The 16,221-nt window shown below is 67.4% G+C and carries 16 protein-coding genes; 13 read left to right on the top strand and 3 right to left on the bottom strand.

The window, feature by feature from the left end:
- Nucleotides 1–6 precede the first annotated feature (6 nt).
- From MAY35_RS12450 to MAY35_RS12420, 7 genes are read left to right on the top strand one after another with little or no spacing between them, the layout of a single operon-like run.
- Nucleotides 7–933 carry an ABC transporter permease gene (locus MAY35_RS12450; protein ID WP_238421606.1) on the top strand — a complete coding sequence of 309 codons (927 nt, stop codon included), beginning with the start codon at nt 7–9 and terminating at the stop codon, nt 931–933.
- 25 nt (nt 934–958) lie between these two features.
- Nucleotides 959–1,957, top strand: a complete 999-nt coding sequence (locus MAY35_RS12445; RefSeq protein WP_238421605.1) for an ABC transporter permease — start codon at nt 959–961, stop codon at nt 1,955–1,957.
- On the top strand, nt 1,954–2,973 hold the full coding sequence (locus tag MAY35_RS12440) for an ABC transporter ATP-binding protein (RefSeq protein ID WP_238421604.1): 1,020 nt from the start codon (nt 1,954–1,956) through the stop codon (nt 2,971–2,973). The genes MAY35_RS12445 and MAY35_RS12440 overlap by 4 nt, the downstream gene beginning before the upstream one ends.
- Entirely contained in the window at nt 2,966–4,045 is a 1,080-nt protein-coding gene (locus MAY35_RS12435; protein WP_238421603.1) for an ABC transporter ATP-binding protein, read from the top strand. The genes MAY35_RS12440 and MAY35_RS12435 overlap by 8 nt, the downstream gene beginning before the upstream one ends.
- Before the next feature lie 7 nt (nt 4,046–4,052).
- Entirely contained in the window at nt 4,053–4,772 is a 720-nt protein-coding gene (locus MAY35_RS12430) for a sulfite exporter TauE/SafE family protein (RefSeq protein WP_374237948.1), read from the top strand.
- Nucleotides 4,773–4,794: 22 nt separating this feature from the next.
- A complete protein-coding gene (locus tag MAY35_RS12425) occupies nt 4,795–6,129 on the top strand; it encodes an enolase C-terminal domain-like protein (protein WP_238421602.1) in 1,335 nt (444 codons plus the stop codon).
- A gap of 4 nt (nt 6,130–6,133) precedes the next feature.
- Complete coding sequence (locus tag MAY35_RS12420; protein ID WP_238421601.1) at nt 6,134–7,135, top strand: 2-hydroxyacid dehydrogenase; 1,002 nt, start codon at nt 6,134–6,136, stop codon at nt 7,133–7,135.
- Nucleotides 7,136–7,299: 164 nt separating this feature from the next.
- Here MAY35_RS12420 and aqpZ read toward each other — a convergent pair whose 3' ends face one another.
- From aqpZ to MAY35_RS12405, 3 genes are all read right to left on the bottom strand, one after another.
- A complete protein-coding gene (gene aqpZ / locus MAY35_RS12415; RefSeq protein WP_238421600.1) occupies nt 7,300–8,079 on the bottom strand; it encodes an aquaporin Z in 780 nt (259 codons plus the stop codon).
- 160 nt (nt 8,080–8,239) lie between these two features.
- Nucleotides 8,240–8,992 (bottom strand): pirin family protein, encoded by a 753-nt coding sequence (locus MAY35_RS12410; RefSeq protein WP_238421599.1) that lies wholly within the window; start codon nt 8,990–8,992, stop codon nt 8,240–8,242.
- A 122-nt stretch (nt 8,993–9,114) separates the two neighbouring features.
- Nucleotides 9,115–9,903 carry an IclR family transcriptional regulator gene (locus MAY35_RS12405; RefSeq protein ID WP_238421598.1) on the bottom strand — a complete coding sequence of 263 codons (789 nt, stop codon included), beginning with the start codon at nt 9,901–9,903 and terminating at the stop codon, nt 9,115–9,117.
- Nucleotides 9,904–10,166: 263 nt separating this feature from the next.
- Here MAY35_RS12405 and MAY35_RS12400 point away from each other — a divergent pair, with 263 nt between their 5' ends.
- The 6 genes from MAY35_RS12400 to MAY35_RS12375 all read left to right on the top strand — a co-directional run bounded on the left by MAY35_RS12400 (nt 10,167) and on the right by MAY35_RS12375 (nt 16,221).
- Nucleotides 10,167–10,658, top strand: a complete 492-nt coding sequence (locus MAY35_RS12400) for a hypothetical protein (protein WP_238421597.1) — start codon at nt 10,167–10,169, stop codon at nt 10,656–10,658.
- Entirely contained in the window at nt 10,655–12,202 is a 1,548-nt protein-coding gene (locus MAY35_RS23375) for an FGGY-family carbohydrate kinase (protein WP_238421596.1), read from the top strand. Before MAY35_RS12400 ends, MAY35_RS23375 begins: the two co-directional genes overlap by 4 nt.
- A 41-nt stretch (nt 12,203–12,243) precedes the next feature.
- Entirely contained in the window at nt 12,244–13,167 is a 924-nt protein-coding gene (locus MAY35_RS12390; RefSeq protein WP_238421595.1) for a phosphotriesterase, read from the top strand.
- Nucleotides 13,164–13,850, top strand: a complete 687-nt coding sequence (locus MAY35_RS12385) for an HAD family hydrolase (protein WP_238421594.1) — start codon at nt 13,164–13,166, stop codon at nt 13,848–13,850. Before MAY35_RS12390 ends, MAY35_RS12385 begins: the two co-directional genes overlap by 4 nt.
- 140 nt (nt 13,851–13,990) lie before the next feature.
- The gene (locus tag MAY35_RS12380) at nt 13,991–15,427 is read left to right on the top strand and encodes an MFS transporter (RefSeq protein ID WP_238421593.1); all 1,437 of its coding nucleotides are present in this window, start codon (nt 13,991–13,993) and stop codon (nt 15,425–15,427) included.
- Nucleotides 15,424–16,221, top strand: coding sequence for an SDR family NAD(P)-dependent oxidoreductase (locus MAY35_RS12375; RefSeq protein WP_238421592.1), 798 nt, complete (start codon nt 15,424–15,426; stop codon nt 16,219–16,221). Before MAY35_RS12380 ends, MAY35_RS12375 begins: the two co-directional genes overlap by 4 nt.

The raw sequence follows: 16,221 nt of genomic DNA, 5'->3' as shown, positions 1-16,221 counted from the left end.
GAACCGATGCTCACCTTCCTCCGGCGCCGGATGTTCACCAGCCTGATCCCGCTGATCATCGTCTTGTTCGGCGTGTTCTTCATGGCCCGGCTCACCGGCGACCCCACAAACCTCTACCTGCCCGTCTCCGCGACGCCGGAACAACGTGCCGAATTCGCGGCGGCCAACGGTCTCGACAAGCCGATCTGGCAGCAGATGACCGACTACCTGGGCGGGGTGCTCCACCTCGACTTCGGCGAGTCGCTCAAGACCGGCCAGGAGGCCGCGGGCATGGCTCTGCGCGCGTTCCCGGCCACTCTGCAGCTGGCTTTCGTGACGCTCGTGCTCTCGATTCTCGGGTCGATCATCATCGGCTGCTGGGCGGCCTACCGCCCCAACTCGCTGGCCGACCGCTTCTCCAGCCTGCTGTCCATGACGGCGGCCAGCGTCCCGGACTTCTGGTTCGCCATCACCGGCATCTGGATTTTCGCCGTCGTCCTCGGCGTGCTGCCGACGTCGGGAACCGGCGGCATGCTCGCCTGGGTCCTGCCGATCGCGACACTGATGATCCGGCCACTGGGAGTCCTCACCCAGGTGGTCCGTGGCGCGATGGTCTCGGCGCTGTCCGCCCCGTATGTGAAGGTGGCCCGGAGCAAGGGCGCCGGGGACCTCCGCGTCGTCACCCACCACGCGCTGCGCAATGCGGCCGCACCCGCCCTGACCGTCGCCGGCGACCTCGCCGTCGGGCTGATCAACGGCGCGGTCATCGTCGAGGCCATCTTCGGATGGCCCGGCATCGGCAAGCTGATGATCGATTCGATCCTGCAACGTGACTTCGCCGTCCTGCAGGCCGCGGTGCTCCTCACCGCCATCAGCATCTTCATCCTGAACATCGCGATCGACGCGGGGCTGGCACTTCTGGACCCGCGCGTTCGCGACAAGGCCACGGTCTAGGCGCCGGAACCCCGAGGAGTACACCATGTCCATCGTCACCGAACCCCTCGATCCGACGAGCCCCGTCGCCTCGACCGACCCGGCCGGAGACTCAGTCGCGACGAACAAGGTGCCGCGGTCGCAACTGCCGCTGTGGCGCCTGCTCTTCCGCGACAAGTTCGCGACGGTCGCCGCCGGCATCCTGACCGTCATCCTGCTCACCGCGGTCTTCGGTCCGTGGCTGGTCGGCGACTCGGCCACCGACCAGAACCTCGACGAATCGAATCTGGCACCGTTCAACCTCGACACCGGCTGGATGAACATCCTGGGGACCGATCCGCTCGGTCGAAGCATGCTGGCCCGGTTGATCGTCGCCTGCCAGACCACATTGCTGGTGTCGCTGCCCGCGGTCATCATCTCGTGTGTCATCGGCTCGGCCATCGGCATGTGGGCCGGCTACCACCGCGGCTGGCGGGAGACCACCGCGATGCGTGTCGCCGACGTCATCATGAGCTTCCCCTCCCTGCTGCTGGCGGTCGTGATCCTGTACGTGTTCTCACCGAGCGCGGCCAACATCATCGCGGTCCTCGCGATCACCCGTATCCCCATCTACCTGCGTACCGCCCGCGCCGAGTCTGCCGAGTTGCAGAGCCGCGTATTCGTCGACGCCGCAAGAACATTCGGGGCCAGCAGCGGGTCGATCATCCGCGGTCATGTGCTCCCCATCCTGCTGCCGACCCTCCTCACGGTGGCCACCCTGGACTTCTGCTACGTGATGCTGGCGGAGTCGTCCCTGTCGTTCCTGGGGATCGGGATCCAGCCGCCCGACATCAGCTGGGGCCTGATGGTCTCGCAGGGACGCACCTATCTGCAGACCGCGTGGTGGCTGTCGTTCTTCCCCGGCCTCGCCATCGTCATCACCACGGTGTCGGCGACGATCCTCGCCGCGTGGGCCCGCATCGCCACCGACCCGGGCCAGCGCTGGCGTCTGACCACCCCGAATGCGCGTAAGCGCTTCTTCTCCTCACGAAAGGCGCTGCGATGAGTGCACCCGCCCTCGACCGACCGGAGTCCGGCATCGACGACCGGGTGGCGCTCGACGTCGCCGATCTGACCGTGGAGCTGCGGACCCCGTCCGGCACCGTCCGCGCCGTCGATCACGTGTCGTTTCGCGCCAGGCGCGGTGAAACCCTTGCGCTGCTCGGCGAATCGGGATGCGGCAAGTCGATGACGGCGCAGGCCCTCGTCGGGCTGCTCGACCCGATCGCCGCGATCAAGGAGGGGTCGATCACTCTCGACGAGGTCGATCTCGTCACCGCGAAGGAGTCGACCCGCCGGGAACTGGCCGGTACGCAACTCGCGATCGTCTTCCAGGATGCGCTCACCGCCCTGAATCCCGTCTACACGGTGGGAACCCAACTGGCCGAGCCCTTCCGGATTCATCGCAAGATGTCGAAGAAGGAGGCCAGGCACGAGGCGATCGAGCTGATGCGTCACGTCGGCATCCCGGAACCGGAATCCCGCGTCGACTCTTACCCCCACCAGTTCTCCGGCGGCATGCGCCAACGTCTGCTCATCGCGATGGCGGTGGCGCTGAGTCCCAAGGTGCTCCTCGCCGACGAGCCCACCACCGCGCTGGATGTGACGGTGCAGGCGCAGATCATGGCGCTGCTGCACCGGCTCCGCACCGAGCACGACATGGCCGTCGTGTTGATCACCCACGATCTGGCGCTCGTCGCCGAACAAGCCGACCGGGTGGCGATCATGTACGCCGGCAACGTGGTCGAGACCGGACCGGTCGCCGAAGTGTTCGGCAACCCCCGGCATCCGTACACCAAGGGCCTGCTCGACTCGGTACCCGTCAGCACCGAACGCGGTGCCGACCTCAAGTCCATCGACGGCACCCCGCCCGACCTGCATTCCATCCCCGCCGGCTGCGTGTACCAGGCGCGCTGCCCGCTCGCCCGGGCGCGATGCGTGTCCGAGCGTCCTGTCCTGTCCGGCACCGGGCCGAATCGGCAAGCGGCATGCCATTTCTCGGAGGAGATCGACAATGTCTGAGACAGTCACCGTGGCGAAGAAGGCAGGGGTGAACAACTCCCTCGCGAACACCGCGTCGACGAAGGTCAACTCCCAGGTCCTCGAAGTCCGCGACGTCGGCAAGACGTTCGTGGTGCCGGGCAAGGGTGGGCGGCGGAAGCTGCGCGCGCTCGACGGCATCGATCTCGATCTCCGGCGCGGCGAGACCCTGGGCCTCGTGGGTGAATCGGGCTGCGGCAAATCCACTCTCGCGCGCACGCTGATGATGCTCGAACGCCCGGATGCCGGCACCGTCCGGTGGGACGGCACCGATCCGTATCGGTTGAAGGGCAAGGACCTCCTCGCCCTGCGCCGCAAGGTCCAGATGGTCTTTCAGGATCCCTACGCCTCGCTGAACAACCGGATGACCGCGGCCGAGATCATCGGCGAACCGTGGCGTACGCACAAAGACCTCTACCCCCGCAAACGCGACCGCGCCGCCCGGGTACGCGAACTGCTCCACCTCGTCGGACTCCGGCCGAGCGACGAACACCGGAGCCCCCAGGAGTTCTCGGGCGGTCAGCGCCAACGGCTGGGAATCGCCCGCGCGCTCGCGCTCAACCCCGAGGTCATCATCTGCGACGAGCCGGTGTCGGCACTGGATCTGTCCGTGCAGGCACAGGTCCTCAACCTGCTGAACGAACTGCAGCAGGAACTCGACATCTCCTACATCTTCATCTCCCACGATCTGTCCGTGGTCCGGCACGTCGCCGACCGGGTGGCGGTGATGTACCTGGGCCGTATCGTCGAGACTGGGAGCACCGAGGCCGTGTTCGATCACCCCGCGCACCCGTATACCGAAGCGCTGATGTCCGCGGCGCCCACACTCGACCCTGCCACGCGCCGCAAGCGCATCCTGCTCAGCGGCGAAGTGCCCTCACCGCTCAACCCGCCGTCCGGATGCCGGTTCCGTACCCGTTGTGCCCACGCCACCGACATCTGCGCAACCGCGGTCCCGCCGGTGGCCACCGATCGCCACGAGATCGGTCACATGACCGAGTGCTTCCACCCGCGCGGCCGCGTGACCCTCGGGATGCCCGCGGCCGCCTCGTGACCGCACCGTGAACGCTGTGACCATCGCCGTCATCGTCGTCGCCGTGTTCCTGGCGTCCTGCATGCAGGCGTCGATCGGATTCGGGATGGGGATGCTGGCGGCACCGGTCGTGGCTCTGGTGGCACCCGCGCTGCTTCCCGGTCTACTCATCGCCTCGGCGACCGTCGTGACCCTCATGGTCGTGGTGCGCGAACGAGCGAGCCTGGACCTGCGGGGCACCGGATGGGCGCTCGCCGGTCGGGTCCCGGGGACCGTCGCGGGGGCACTCCTGCTGGTCTGGTTGCCTGCCCGCGGGCTGTCGCTGCTCCTGGCCGCGGTGGTGCTGGGCGGGGTCGCGGTGGCGGCCACGGGCTGGCGACCGGCGCCGTTGCGGCGGAATCTCGCGACCGCGGGCGCGGCCTCCGGCCTGCTCGGTACCGCCACCTCGATCGGCGGCCCGCCGATGGCACTGGTCTACTCCGGGGCGGCGAACGCACACGTACGAAGCAACATGAGTGCCTTCTTCCTAGTCGGAAGCCTCATGTCACTGGGTGCACTCGCGGTCACCGGCAGCCTGTCCGGTGACATCCTGCAGGCTTTCGTCGCGCTGGTCCCGGCCGTGATGCTCGGGTTCGTCGCCTCGCGTTTCATCAACAGGTTCCTCGACCGCAACCGCCTTCGCGCGGTGTCGATCATCGTGTCCGCTCTGGGCGCCACCGCCCTCATCGGGCAGCAGATCTTCTTCTGACCTCACTGAAAGGATTCACCCCATGACGACGACGACACCGGTGGTCACCGAGATGCGTGTGGTCCCGGTCGCCGGCCGGGACAGCATGTTGCTCAACCTGTCCGGCGCCCACGCCCCGTTCTTCACCCGCAACCTGGTCATCCTCACCGATTCGGAGGGCAATCAGGGTGTCGGTGAGGTGCCCGGCGGAGAACCCATCCGCCGTACGCTCGACGATGCCCGCCCGATCGTCGAGGGCCGGGGAATCGGCGAACATCATGCGATCCTGCAGGACATCCGGCGGACCTTCGCCGATCGGGACCGCGGGGGTCGCGGCGATCAGACCTTCGATCAGCGGGTCACCATCCATGCCGTCACCGCTGTCGAATCGGCACTGCTCGACCTGCTCGGCCGACACCTGGGCGTCCCGGTGGCCGCGCTGCTCGGCGAAGGCAAACAGCGAGACCGCGTGCAGGCCCTGGGTTATCTCTTCTTCGTGGGCGACCGATCGAAGACGAGCCTCGACTACGCAGACGGGTCGGGGGAGACCGACGACTGGATGCGCCTGCGTCATCAGGAGGCACTCGACGCAGCGGGTGTCGTCGCGTTGGCCGAGGCGGCCCAGAAGCGTTATGGCTTCGCCGACTTCAAGCTCAAGGGTGGCGTACTCGCGCCGGACGACGAGGCCGATGTCGTCACCGCGCTCGCCGAGCGGTTCCCCACGGCGAGGGTGACCCTCGACCCCAACGGCGGGTGGTTGCTCGACGAGGCGATCCGGATCGGTCGACGGCTGCGCGATGTCGTCGCCTACGCCGAGGACCCGGTCGGTCCCGAGGGTCGGTTCTCGGGTCGCGAGGTGATGGCGGAGTTCAAACGCGCGACGGGACTCCCCACCGCGACCAACATGATCGCCACCGACTGGCGCGAACTCGGGCACACGATCCGGACCGGTGCGGTCGACATCCCGCTGGCCGACCCGCACTTCTGGACGATGGCCGGATCGGTGCGTGTCGCACAGCTCTGCGACGCCTGGGGTCTGACCTGGGGGTCGCACTCCAACAACCACTTCGATGTCTCGCTGGCGATGTTCACCCACGTCGCCGCCGCTGCTCCGGGCGAGATCACCGCGATCGACACGCACTGGATCTGGCAGGACGGCCAGCGCCTCACCACCGAGCCGTACGAGATCGTCGACGGTCACCTCACGGTTCCCGACCGGCCGGGACTCGGCGTCGAACTCGACATGGAGCAGGTGGACGCCGCCCACCAGCTGTACCGGACCGAGGGGCTCGGCGCGCGGGACGACGCGATCGGCATGCAGTTCCTCATCCCGGACTGGACCTTCGACAGCAAGCGACCTGCGCTCGTGCGGAGCTGAGTTCGTGGCGGACTCGAGAAGCAATGGTCTGAAAGTCGTCGTGGGCGAACGGAACTTCGCGCCACACCGCGAGATGTTCGAGCGACTGTTGCCCGTCGGCGTGACCACCTCCTGGCACGCGGGCTTCGACGAGGCAGCGCTCGTGGCCGATCTGGCCGACGCCGATGTCTACGTCGGGGGCCGGGTGACCCCGTCGATGGCTCGCGCGGGATCCGGTCTGCGACTGGTTCTCACCGGCGGGGCCGGCACCGACAAGGTGAGTTTCGACGACCTTCCGGTGCACACCCAGGTGGCCAACACGTTTCACCACGAGGACTCGATCGCCGAGTACATCGCGGCGGCTGCGGTGACGGTGCGTCGAGATCTGCTCGTCCAGGACACCGGTTTGCGACAGGGGGTATGGGCGTCGGCGGTCTACCGAGAGGGTGTGCCGCAACCTCGGACCCTCCGTGGGGCCATGGTCGGCTACGTCGGCTTCGGCCACATCGGTCGACGAACGGCGGATCTGCTCGGTGCATTCGGCGCACGGGCCTGCGCGGTGACGGGGTCGGGTCGGGTCACCGACGAAACCGGACTCGAATGGCATGGTGTCACCGCCGATCTCGGTCGCCTGATGGCGGAGTCCGACGTCGTGGTCGTCTCCGCACCGTTGACCTCGAGCACGACCGGGATGATCGATGCTGAGCACCTGCGGCTACTCGGGCCCTCCGGTGTGCTGGTGAACGTGGGCCGCGGCCCGCTCGTCGTCGAGCAGGATCTGTTCGAGGCGTTGCGCGACGGTGTGATCGGCGGGGCCGCGATCGACGTCTGGTATCGCTACCCGTCCACCGGCGACGAGGCGGACCCGTCGGCCATGCCGTTCGGCGACCTGCCGAATGTCCTGATGACCCCGCACATCTCGGGTGTCACCCGGGACACCTTCGTGGGCCGGGTGCACGACATCACCGACAACATCGCCCGGTTGCACGCGGGGCGGGACATCCTGCGCGTCGTGACGCCGTCCTGACCGAGTGGGCCGTCGGTGACGTGGTGGTGTCGTGACGTGGTTGGTGTCGCATGCGATCTCGATCCGCCGATGCGACTTCGATCGAGGTCGCAGAGACGGATCGAGTTCGCACGCGACTGCAACCGGTGGTTCGACGGTTCGTCGCCGATTCCGCTGAGGTCGGCTCAGGCGTCGGCTGTTCCGACCCGGGCCGGCTCGGCAGGCGTGCGCTTCCGGTGCTCGAACAGCAGCGGGTAGAGGAGTCCGCCGATGAGTCCGCCGATCAACGGGGCCACCCAGAACGCCCACAGTTGGCCGGGCGCACCGTTTCCGTTGAAGAACGCGACCGCCGTCGACCGAGCCGGGTTCACCGAGGTGTTGCTGATCGGGATCGAGATCAGGTGGATCAGCGTCAGACACAATCCGATGGCCAGCGGCCCGAACCCTGACGGGGCGCGTCCGTCGGTCGCTCCGAGCACCACCACCAGGAAGAAGGCGGTGAGCAGCATCTCGGCGATCAGCACGGCTGCGAGCGAGTAGTTGCTCGGCGAGTGTTCGCCGAATCCGTTGGCGGCCATGTTGCCCTCCGCCTCGAATCCGGGCTGGCCCTTCGCGATCAGGAAGAGCATCAGGCCGGCAAGGAGTCCGCCGACCACCTGGGCGATCCAGTAGGTCGGGAGTTCTCGCCACGACAGGCGGCCGCTCACCGCCGCGCCCAGGGTGATCGCCGGATTGAAGTGCGCACCCGAGACGTGCCCCACCGCGTACGCCATCGTGACCACCGTGAGGCCGAAGGCGAGTGACACACCGAGAAAGCCGATCCCGACCTGGAAGGTGTCCTGGCCGTCCTCGGATTGCGCGATCTGTTTGGCGGCGTATATCGCGCTGCCGCAACCGCCGAAGACCAGCCAGAAGGTTCCGAAGAACTCCGCCGCGAGGCGCGCGGCGGGTGACGGAGAAGGCATGACAACCCTTTCGCTCGAGGACCTGACCGTCGGGCACGCCGGTGGCTGCCGGCGCTGTGACCCGTTACCGGGCCGAACGGCTCACAGGGTAGTGCCGCAACACGGCCACGTCAGCGGTATCGAGAATCATCTACACGTCAGCGAATCGGACCGGGCGGGGTCAGTGCACCAATCCGGTGTGCATCTCCCAGAACAGGATCTCGGCTCCGTGTGAACTGGTGAGGCCGACGCTGCCGGTGTCGGTGGTACGCACCGCGTCGCCCTCCGCGAGCGCTACTCCATCGGGCAGCGTAGCCGCCCCGCGGGCGACGTAGAGGTGTCCGAACAATGCCGGAGGGAGGGTGACCGACCCGCCCGGGTGAATCCGCGCCACATGCAACGCGGCGGCGGGATTGCCGATGGAGACGGCGCCTTCGCCGGCGTGTGCCGCCAGGCCGGAGACAACCGTGATGAGTGCTCCCGTCGCCAGCTCAGCGGTGAAATCCTTTTCGGCGTAACCGGGTTCACCACCCCGGTACTCCGGGGCCACCCACATCTGGACGACGCGCAGATCGACGTCCTCGGCCCGTGTGGACGCGTTCGCCTCGGTGTGGGTGATCCCGCGGCCCGCACTCATCCGCTGCACCACACCCGGGGTGATCACACCGGACTTGCCTGACGAATCACGATGGGAGACAGCGCCGTCGAGGACCCACGTGACGATCTCGGCGTCGCGGTGGAAATGTGCGTCGAACCCCTCGCCGGCGTCGACCCGATCGTCGTTGTGCACGAGCAGGACGCCATGGGCATTGGCGGCGAGGTCGAAGTTCCCGGTGGCGGGGAAGGATTGGCGGGAGTCGAGCCACCCACTCCGGAACACGTGCCGGTCCTGCGCCCGGATGATCCGCCGCGTCGGTGTGTCGGCCTCCGTCATCTTGCCACTCCGTTCTCGTACAACCGGGCGTTTCCGGTGCTCTCAACTCGCGCCGGCTCGGGGCTATTCCGACGGCGTCGGGTCGGGAGGGCTCGACGACCGTCAGCGGCGGCGACGGCGCGCTAGCCCGTGAACCCGAGGCGCCGAGACACGGTCAGGGCTCCGTCGATCAGCGCCGCAGCCATCTCGCTCTGGCGTTCGGCGGACATGTCCGACGACAGGCCGCCGATACTCAGTGCCGCGACGGCGTGACCTTTGCGGTCTCGGATGCATGCGCCCAGTGCGGCGACACCGGGTGTCACGTCGCCGACGCTGATGGAGTAGCCGCGCCTGCGTGTTTCGGCGAGCGTCGCCCGCAACTCCTCTTCGGTGATCTCGTCGCCGGCCGGGGTGAGCATCGGTCGCGACTCGAGAACCTGGGGGAGGGCGGTCTCTTCGAGTTCGGCCAACAGGGCCACCGGTGCGCCGCCGAGGTAGAGGGGCAGTGATCGTCCGACCGAGAGGACCATGACACGAATGGGTTGGCTGCTCTCGATCATGTCCAGGCAGACCGCCCGCCCGCCGTCCGGGACCAGCAGATACACGTGCTCGTCGAATCGGGCTGCGAGCTCGGACATCACGTGACTGGCCTCGGTGCGCAGGTCGAAGCTTCCCAGCACGGCGGAAGCGAGCTCGAAGACGCGCAACGTGAGTCGGTAGTCGGCGGAGCGGGTGCGCTCGACCCAGCCGGCGACCTCGAGAGTGTTGAGAATCCGGTACATCGTCGTGCGACTGTGCCCGCATTTCGTCATCAGCGCCGCCAGGGACAGCTCGGCGCGATCGCCTTTGAAGGCTTCGAGGACGTCGATCGCCTTCACGATCGACGCGATGTGGTTCTTCGGGTCGAGCTCTATCGATCGCGCGGGTGTCATGGTCGTCGGTCTCCTTCTGTGATGCGTTGCAAGCCTTTGGAACTCACTCCAGGACGACATGTCCGCCGAACGGTTCGCGTCGACCCCGTTCATGGCTGCGGGTTGCGTGACCGAACACATCAGCTCCGTGGTGTGATGGTTGACACAGGTGGCCGGGCATGCCATTGTTCCGTATGGCGCACACGTTATCCGGATTCCGGACACCGGGTCAAGCCCCAGAGTCTGCGGGCATCGACTCCGCTTCCCCTGTCGCACGGGTGATCATGCCGATCGACGGTCCGGCCCGGGTCCTGTGTGGAGACGGCGGGTCTGAGTCGACCTTCGAGATCCCGGGGTGGGATGTCCTACGGACTTTTGTCGATCGATTCGCCCCTGATGTCTCGGTCGACCTGTCCACCCGCTTCGCCGCGACTGTCGCCGACTGGGAAGCCAACCCCACGAGGGTCACCTACGGCGTCGTCGGGGGCCGAGACGTCTTGGTCGGGCTGTCCTATCAGACCTCGCCGGAAGAAGTGCTCGCCGCTGTCTGGCGCGGATTGTGTGTGTCGCTTGCCCGCGCGCTGCAAGGCAACGGTCTCGACGGCCCGGTCCGGCTCGAGTCGGGTCATCCGGGCGCCGACGCACTGGCCGATCGATTGAGTCGCTTGGGTATCCGTGTCCAGGGCGTCCACACACCCGTCGACGCGGAACACCGGCTGGGTATCGACGCGCTCGTCCGCGCGGTTGCCGATACCGCACAGGAGGTGTCCCGGTGACCCGTTCGGTCGTGATCGGTATCGACAAAGGCACCAGTTCGCTCAAGACGATCGCCGTCGACCTCGCCACCGGAGAGCTCGTCGCCGAATGCGGTGCTCGGACCCCGAGCGTCTACCCGACCGCGGGCCGGCACGAGGAGGACCCCGAACGGACCTGGGCGACAGTCGCAGGCACGATCCGGGCGGTCGTCGACGCGCTCGGCGCGGGGACGTCCATCGCAGGCGTCGGGGTGACAGGTCACATGGGTGGACTGTGGACCGTCGGCCATGACGGCGCGCCCGTCGGCCACGCGATCTGCTGGCCCGACGCCCGCGCGACCGGCGTTCTCGACGCAGTACGCGACCGCGGCCACCTCGACGCCTTGTTCGAGATCAGCGGGAACGCTCTCATTCCGGGAACCCCATATCCCTTGCTGGCGTGGATGAAGCGCGTCGAGCCGGAGCGGTACGCGAGGATCCGGCACTTCTTCATGGCCAAGGACTACGTGAACTACCGGCTCACCGGAGTCGTGGCGACCGAGGAGTCCGACCTGTCGTTCGCACCCTGCGACTTCCGCAATCGCCGCAAGGCGGAAGAGTTCTTCACCGCCTTCGGCATCGAGGAGATGTCTTCGCGACTGCCCGAGGTCGGCGTCAGCACCGACCTCCTGGGGACCGTGACCGCCGCGGCGTCGGCCGAGACCGGGCTCCCGGTGGGGACCCCGGTGTGCGCGGGCACCGGAGATGCCACGGCCAACATGATCGGGATCGGCGCCGCCCACGACGGCCAGGCTGTCACCACCATCGGTACGAGCCTCATGAACGGCACCTCCACGGATCATCCGCTGCTCGAACCCGCCGGAATCGGTTTCGGCTTCCTCATGCCGGAGAACCGGTGGCAACGCCAGATCACCAATTCCGGAGGCGGCACCCTGTGCCTCGACTGGGTGATCAACACCTTCTGCCCGGCAGAGGTGGAGCGCATGGCGCGCGGCGCCACCACGCTCGGCGATGTGGTGCGCGACTTCGCCCGCCAGACCGAGCCGGGAAGTCGTGGGCTCGTGTTCCATCCGTATCTCAACACCGCGGGCGCGACGGCACCGTTCCTCGATGTCAACGCGCGCGGCAGCTTTGTCGACTTCCGCCCGGACACGTCGTCGGCAGAACTCGTCCGGGCGGTCATGGAGGGCACGGCGCTGTCGGTGCGGGACTGTTACGACGCCATGCCCGTACGCATCGACGAGATCCGGCTGACCGGCGGTGGGGCCCGCAGTGTCGAGTGGAGCCAGATCATCGCCGATGTGCTGCAGAAGACCATCGTGGCACCCGATGTCCCTGAGTCGGGTGCGCTTGGGGCGGCCATGATCGCCGCGGTTGCCACCGGGCAGTACGCCGACCTCGACGCCGCAACCACGCAGCTGGTACGGCCGGGGCGCGTCCACGAACCCGACCCCGAGACGGCGAGTACCTACGACGAGGCCTTCGCCATCTACCGAGCCGTCCTCGAACCGCTGCGTGACGTCTGGGCCGCGACGGCCGAGACCGACCGCCTCATCCCGGCCTGACCGGCCGACCCACCGCACGACACACGCGAAACGGAGAACTCGTGCCCGTCATCAGAACCGTGCTCGGCGACATCGCCCCCGAGAACCTGGGAGTGACCCTGTGTCATGAGCACCTCTTCACCAACCCGCCGAAGTGGGCGCAGGACAAGGACCCCGACATGGTGCTCGACCGTGTCGACGCGGCGATCGGTGAGGTGACCGACTTCGACAGCCTGGGCGGGGGCGCACTCGTCGAGATGACCACCGCCGACTACGGACGACGCGGCGACGGCCTGCTGGCCGTCGCCCGGGCCACGCCCGTCCACATCATCAGCGCCAGCGGTTACCAGAAGGGCATCTACTATCCCGAGTCGGTCGCCACCGAGTCGGTGGAGGAGATCGCCGCACGGTTCGCAGCCGACGTGACGGCCGGCATCGACGGCACGTCGGCGCGTGCCGGCGTGATCAAGTTCGGGACCTGTCGCACCGACGAGATCCGCGCGGACGAGCGCAAGGTCCAGAAGGCAGTTGCGCGAGCACATCTCGAGACAGGCGCGCCGATCTCCACCCACTGTCAGGCCGGAACGCTGGGTGACCTGCAGGCGAACGGTTTCGCCGACCTCGGCGTCGATCCCGATCACGTCCTGATCGGTCATCTCGACCGCAACCTCGACTACGACTACCTCCGTAAGGTCGCGAAGACCGGGGTGTGGCTCGGATTCGACCATTGGACCAAACCCAAATACCCGTCCGACGACCTCCGGGTCGACCACATCCGGCGCCTGGCCGACGAGGGCTTCACCAAGATCATGGTGTCCGGTGATCTGGGCCGGCCGTCGTATCAACCCCACCACGGCGGCACACCGGGATTCGCGGGACTGCTCAAGCAGATTCGCGACCGGCTCCCCGCTGACATCGCCGAGCGTGTCTTCGTTCAGAACCCGCGGACGTTCTTCGCGTTCACACCGCGCGAGGGTGTGGCATGACCTCCACCGCACCGGCTCCCGCGGGCGGCGTCGGAGCCCCGGTGACGACACATGGTGTGCTCTTCGACCTGGACGGGACCCTCATCGACTCCCGGTACGCCATCATCGAGGCCTACCGCGCGACATTCGAAAACGAACTCGGGCAACCGATGCCCGACGAACTCGAGGACCCGAGCGCCATCATGGCACCCCGGCCGCCCGAGATCTTCGAGCGTTTCTCCGACCGGGATCCGCTGGAACTCGAACGGGCTTATGGAGCGCACTACACCTCGGGCGCCTTTCGACGCGTGACGCCGTACCCGGGACTGCGCGAGACCCTCGCCACCCTGGCCGAGCGCGGCATCGCCGTGGGGATAGTCACCAACAAGCGAATGAGCCGAGTACAGAAAGACTTTCAGCATCTCGGCATCGAGGAGAAGTCGTTCGCGACCATCGTCACCGCCGACGACACCGCCGAACGCAAACCACACCCCGCCCCGGTCCTGCTCGGACTCGAGCGGGCCGGACTCGACCCGGCGCACGCCTGGTACGTCGGTGACGGCCCCCAGGACATCCGCTCCGGCGCCGCCGCCGGCACCCGAACGATGGGCGCCGCCTACGGCTATTACGGAACCGCCACCCTCGCCGGCCACCGACCCGACCACCTTCTCGACACGCTGAGCGATCTCCTGCACCACATCTAGCCGAACCCGACCACACATACGGTCCCGCACCACACCCGGTGGCGCGGTACCGCTCGCTGCCCCGAACTCCCTCCGGCGCAGAACCTTCCACCGATTCGCCCACCCCCGGAGAGTGGGCACTCTCACGAACGGATGTCGTCATGACCCAACTACTCCCTGCCCGAAATCGGGCGCTGACCACTGTCGCCGAGGTCGATGACCTCGTCGACTCCGAGGACATAAGGACCCGCAGGCACAAGCTCATGCTTGTTCTCGGTCTCGCCGGCATCGCCTTCGAGGCGTACTTCCTGGCGGTCCTGAGTTCGGGCACGGCCCCGATGAGCGAGCAGCTCAACCTCGATGCCAACGGGGTCGGACTGGTCAGCGCATACGGCTACGTCGCCACCCTGATCGCCGCGGCGACCTGCGGACTGCTCGCCGATCGGTACGGCCGCGTGAAGATCATGGTCGTCGCCAAGATCGTGGCGGTGATCGCCGCCCTGATGATGGCCGCCGCACCGAGTTTCGCGATGCTCGTCCTGGCCCGGTGCATCGCGGGCGCGGCGTACGGCGTCGATCTGGGCGTCGCGATGGCCTATCTCTCGGAGAACCTGCCGAAGAAGCGCCAGTACCTGCTCAACTTCTGGCAGGCCCAGTGGTACATCTCCACGGTCGTCGCCCTGGCGATCGTCCTGGGTCTCTACCACCTCGACGTGGGACTGAGCATCTGGCGCTGGGGTCTCGTCACCGCCGCGATCTTCGCCTTCGTCGTCGCCGTCGCACAGTGGGCCCTGATGCCCGACAGCCCGCGCTGGCTCGCCAAGAAGGGCAGACTCGCCGACCTGACGAGCTCACTCAAGAAGATGTACGGGATCGACGCCACGTATCCCACCGGACATCTCGACGCCGCGATCGAGGAGCCGAAGTCCGAACGCCGCTTCACCGAGTTGTTCGCGCCCCGATTCCGTCCGCGGACCATTCTCGCGAACGTCGTCACGATGATGCAGGCCCTGCAGTACTACGCCGTGGCCTATTACCTGCCGGTCATCGCGCTGAGCCTGTTCGGTGAGAACTTCGGCGAGGCGACCTTCGGTTCCATCGTGTTCAACGTCTTCGGCATCGTCGGCGGTGTCGCCTCGATCTGGGTGGCCTCCAAACTCGGTGCGAATGGCGCTGCGAAGTACGGATTCCTGGCGGTCGCCGCGATGATCCTGGTTCTCGGTGTCTTCTTCGACTCGTTGCCGATTCTCCTGGCCTTCATCGTCCCGGCCATGTTCATCTTCTTCCACTCCGCCGGACCCGGCGCATCCGGTCTGACCATGGCGGCGATGGCCTACCCGTCGGATCTGCGCGGCCGCGGTGGCCAGCTCGCCACCATCTCGCAGAGCATCGGCGGCATCGTCGGTCTGTATGCGTTCCCGCGGATGTCGGAGTCGCTCGGGCTGTCCACCACGATCACGATCTTCGTGGCGGTTCCCCTCATCGGTGCGGCCATCTGCATGCTGATCCGCTGGGAACCGTTCGACACCACGCACGACGCCAACGAGATCGCCGCCGCCGAGGGCGACATGGCGGCCCGAGAGGTGTACGGACGATGACCGGGCCACGTGCGGCGATCCCGGGCTCGGTGGCCCTGATCACCGGTGGCGGACAGGGTCTGGGCCTCGCCATGGCACGACGGCTGCGTGCCGACGGACACCAGGTGGTGATCGCCGACATCGACGCCGGCCGTGCTGATCAGGCGGCCGCCGACGTCAGCGGGTCCGCGCTGGTCGTCGACGTCACCGACGACGAGTCCGTCCGCCGCGCGGTCGAGGCCGTGCGACAGCGGTTCGGACGGCTCGACGTGCTGATCAACAATGCGGGAATCATTTCGCGGACCCAGGCCGAGGCAATCGATTCCGGCCGATGGCAGGCCGAACTCGACGTCCACCTCGGCGGCACCATGCGGTGCAGTCGGGAGGCCTTCGTCCTCCTCCGCGAAGCGCCCAACGCGTCGATCATCAATCTCGCCTCGGTGGGTTCGACATTCGGTCTCCCCGGACGACTGGCGTACACCGCAGCGAAGTCCGGGGTCCTGGGTGTCACCCGCACACTCGCGGCCGAGTGGGGACCACATGGAATCCGCGTCAATGCGGTGGCCCCGGGCTACATCGACACCGGGATGATGCGGTCGGGTCTCGACACCGGAACCCTCGACGAGAAGCGCCTCATAGATCGAACACCGTTGCGCCGATTCGGTTCTCCCGACGAGGTGGCCGCAGCCACTTCTTTCCTGGCGTCGACGGACGCTTCCTTCGTCACCGGCACCGTGCTCCGGGTCGACGGCGGGATCACCATCGACGGCACGTTCCACTCGGCAGACGCCGAGATGACCAGAGAGGGCACCTGA

It is taken from the genome of Gordonia sp. 'Campus' (assembly GCF_022206305.1).
Taxonomy (GTDB): domain Bacteria; phylum Actinomycetota; class Actinomycetes; order Mycobacteriales; family Mycobacteriaceae; genus Gordonia.
Note: the sequence above shows the minus strand (reverse complement) of the source record. Positions and strands in the feature narration are given on the sequence as shown.

Bases quoted from the DNA above. Each gene is read 5' to 3' on its own strand.
- MAY35_RS12450 (WP_238421606.1), top strand. From the start codon at position 7: ATGCTCACCTTCCTCCGGCGCCGGATGTTCACCAGCCTGATCCCGCTG.
- MAY35_RS12445 (WP_238421605.1), top strand. From the start codon at position 959: ATGTCCATCGTCACCGAACCCCTCGATCCGACGAGCCCCGTCGCCTCG.
- MAY35_RS12440 (WP_238421604.1), top strand. From the start codon at position 1,954: ATGAGTGCACCCGCCCTCGACCGACCGGAGTCCGGCATCGACGACCGG.
- MAY35_RS12435 (WP_238421603.1), top strand. From the start codon at position 2,966: ATGTCTGAGACAGTCACCGTGGCGAAGAAGGCAGGGGTGAACAACTCC.
- MAY35_RS12425 (WP_238421602.1), top strand. From the start codon at position 4,795: ATGACGACGACGACACCGGTGGTCACCGAGATGCGTGTGGTCCCGGTC.
- aqpZ (WP_238421600.1), bottom strand. From the start codon at position 8,079: ATGCCTTCTCCGTCACCCGCCGCGCGCCTCGCGGCGGAGTTCTTCGGA.
- MAY35_RS12410 (WP_238421599.1), bottom strand. From the start codon at position 8,992: ATGACGGAGGCCGACACACCGACGCGGCGGATCATCCGGGCGCAGGAC.
- MAY35_RS12405 (WP_238421598.1), bottom strand. From the start codon at position 9,903: ATGACACCCGCGCGATCGATAGAGCTCGACCCGAAGAACCACATCGCG.
- MAY35_RS12400 (WP_238421597.1), top strand. From the start codon at position 10,167: ATGCCGATCGACGGTCCGGCCCGGGTCCTGTGTGGAGACGGCGGGTCT.
- MAY35_RS12385 (WP_238421594.1), top strand. From the start codon at position 13,164: ATGACCTCCACCGCACCGGCTCCCGCGGGCGGCGTCGGAGCCCCGGTG.
- MAY35_RS12380 (WP_238421593.1), top strand. From the start codon at position 13,991: ATGACCCAACTACTCCCTGCCCGAAATCGGGCGCTGACCACTGTCGCC.
- MAY35_RS12375 (WP_238421592.1), top strand. From the start codon at position 15,424: ATGACCGGGCCACGTGCGGCGATCCCGGGCTCGGTGGCCCTGATCACC.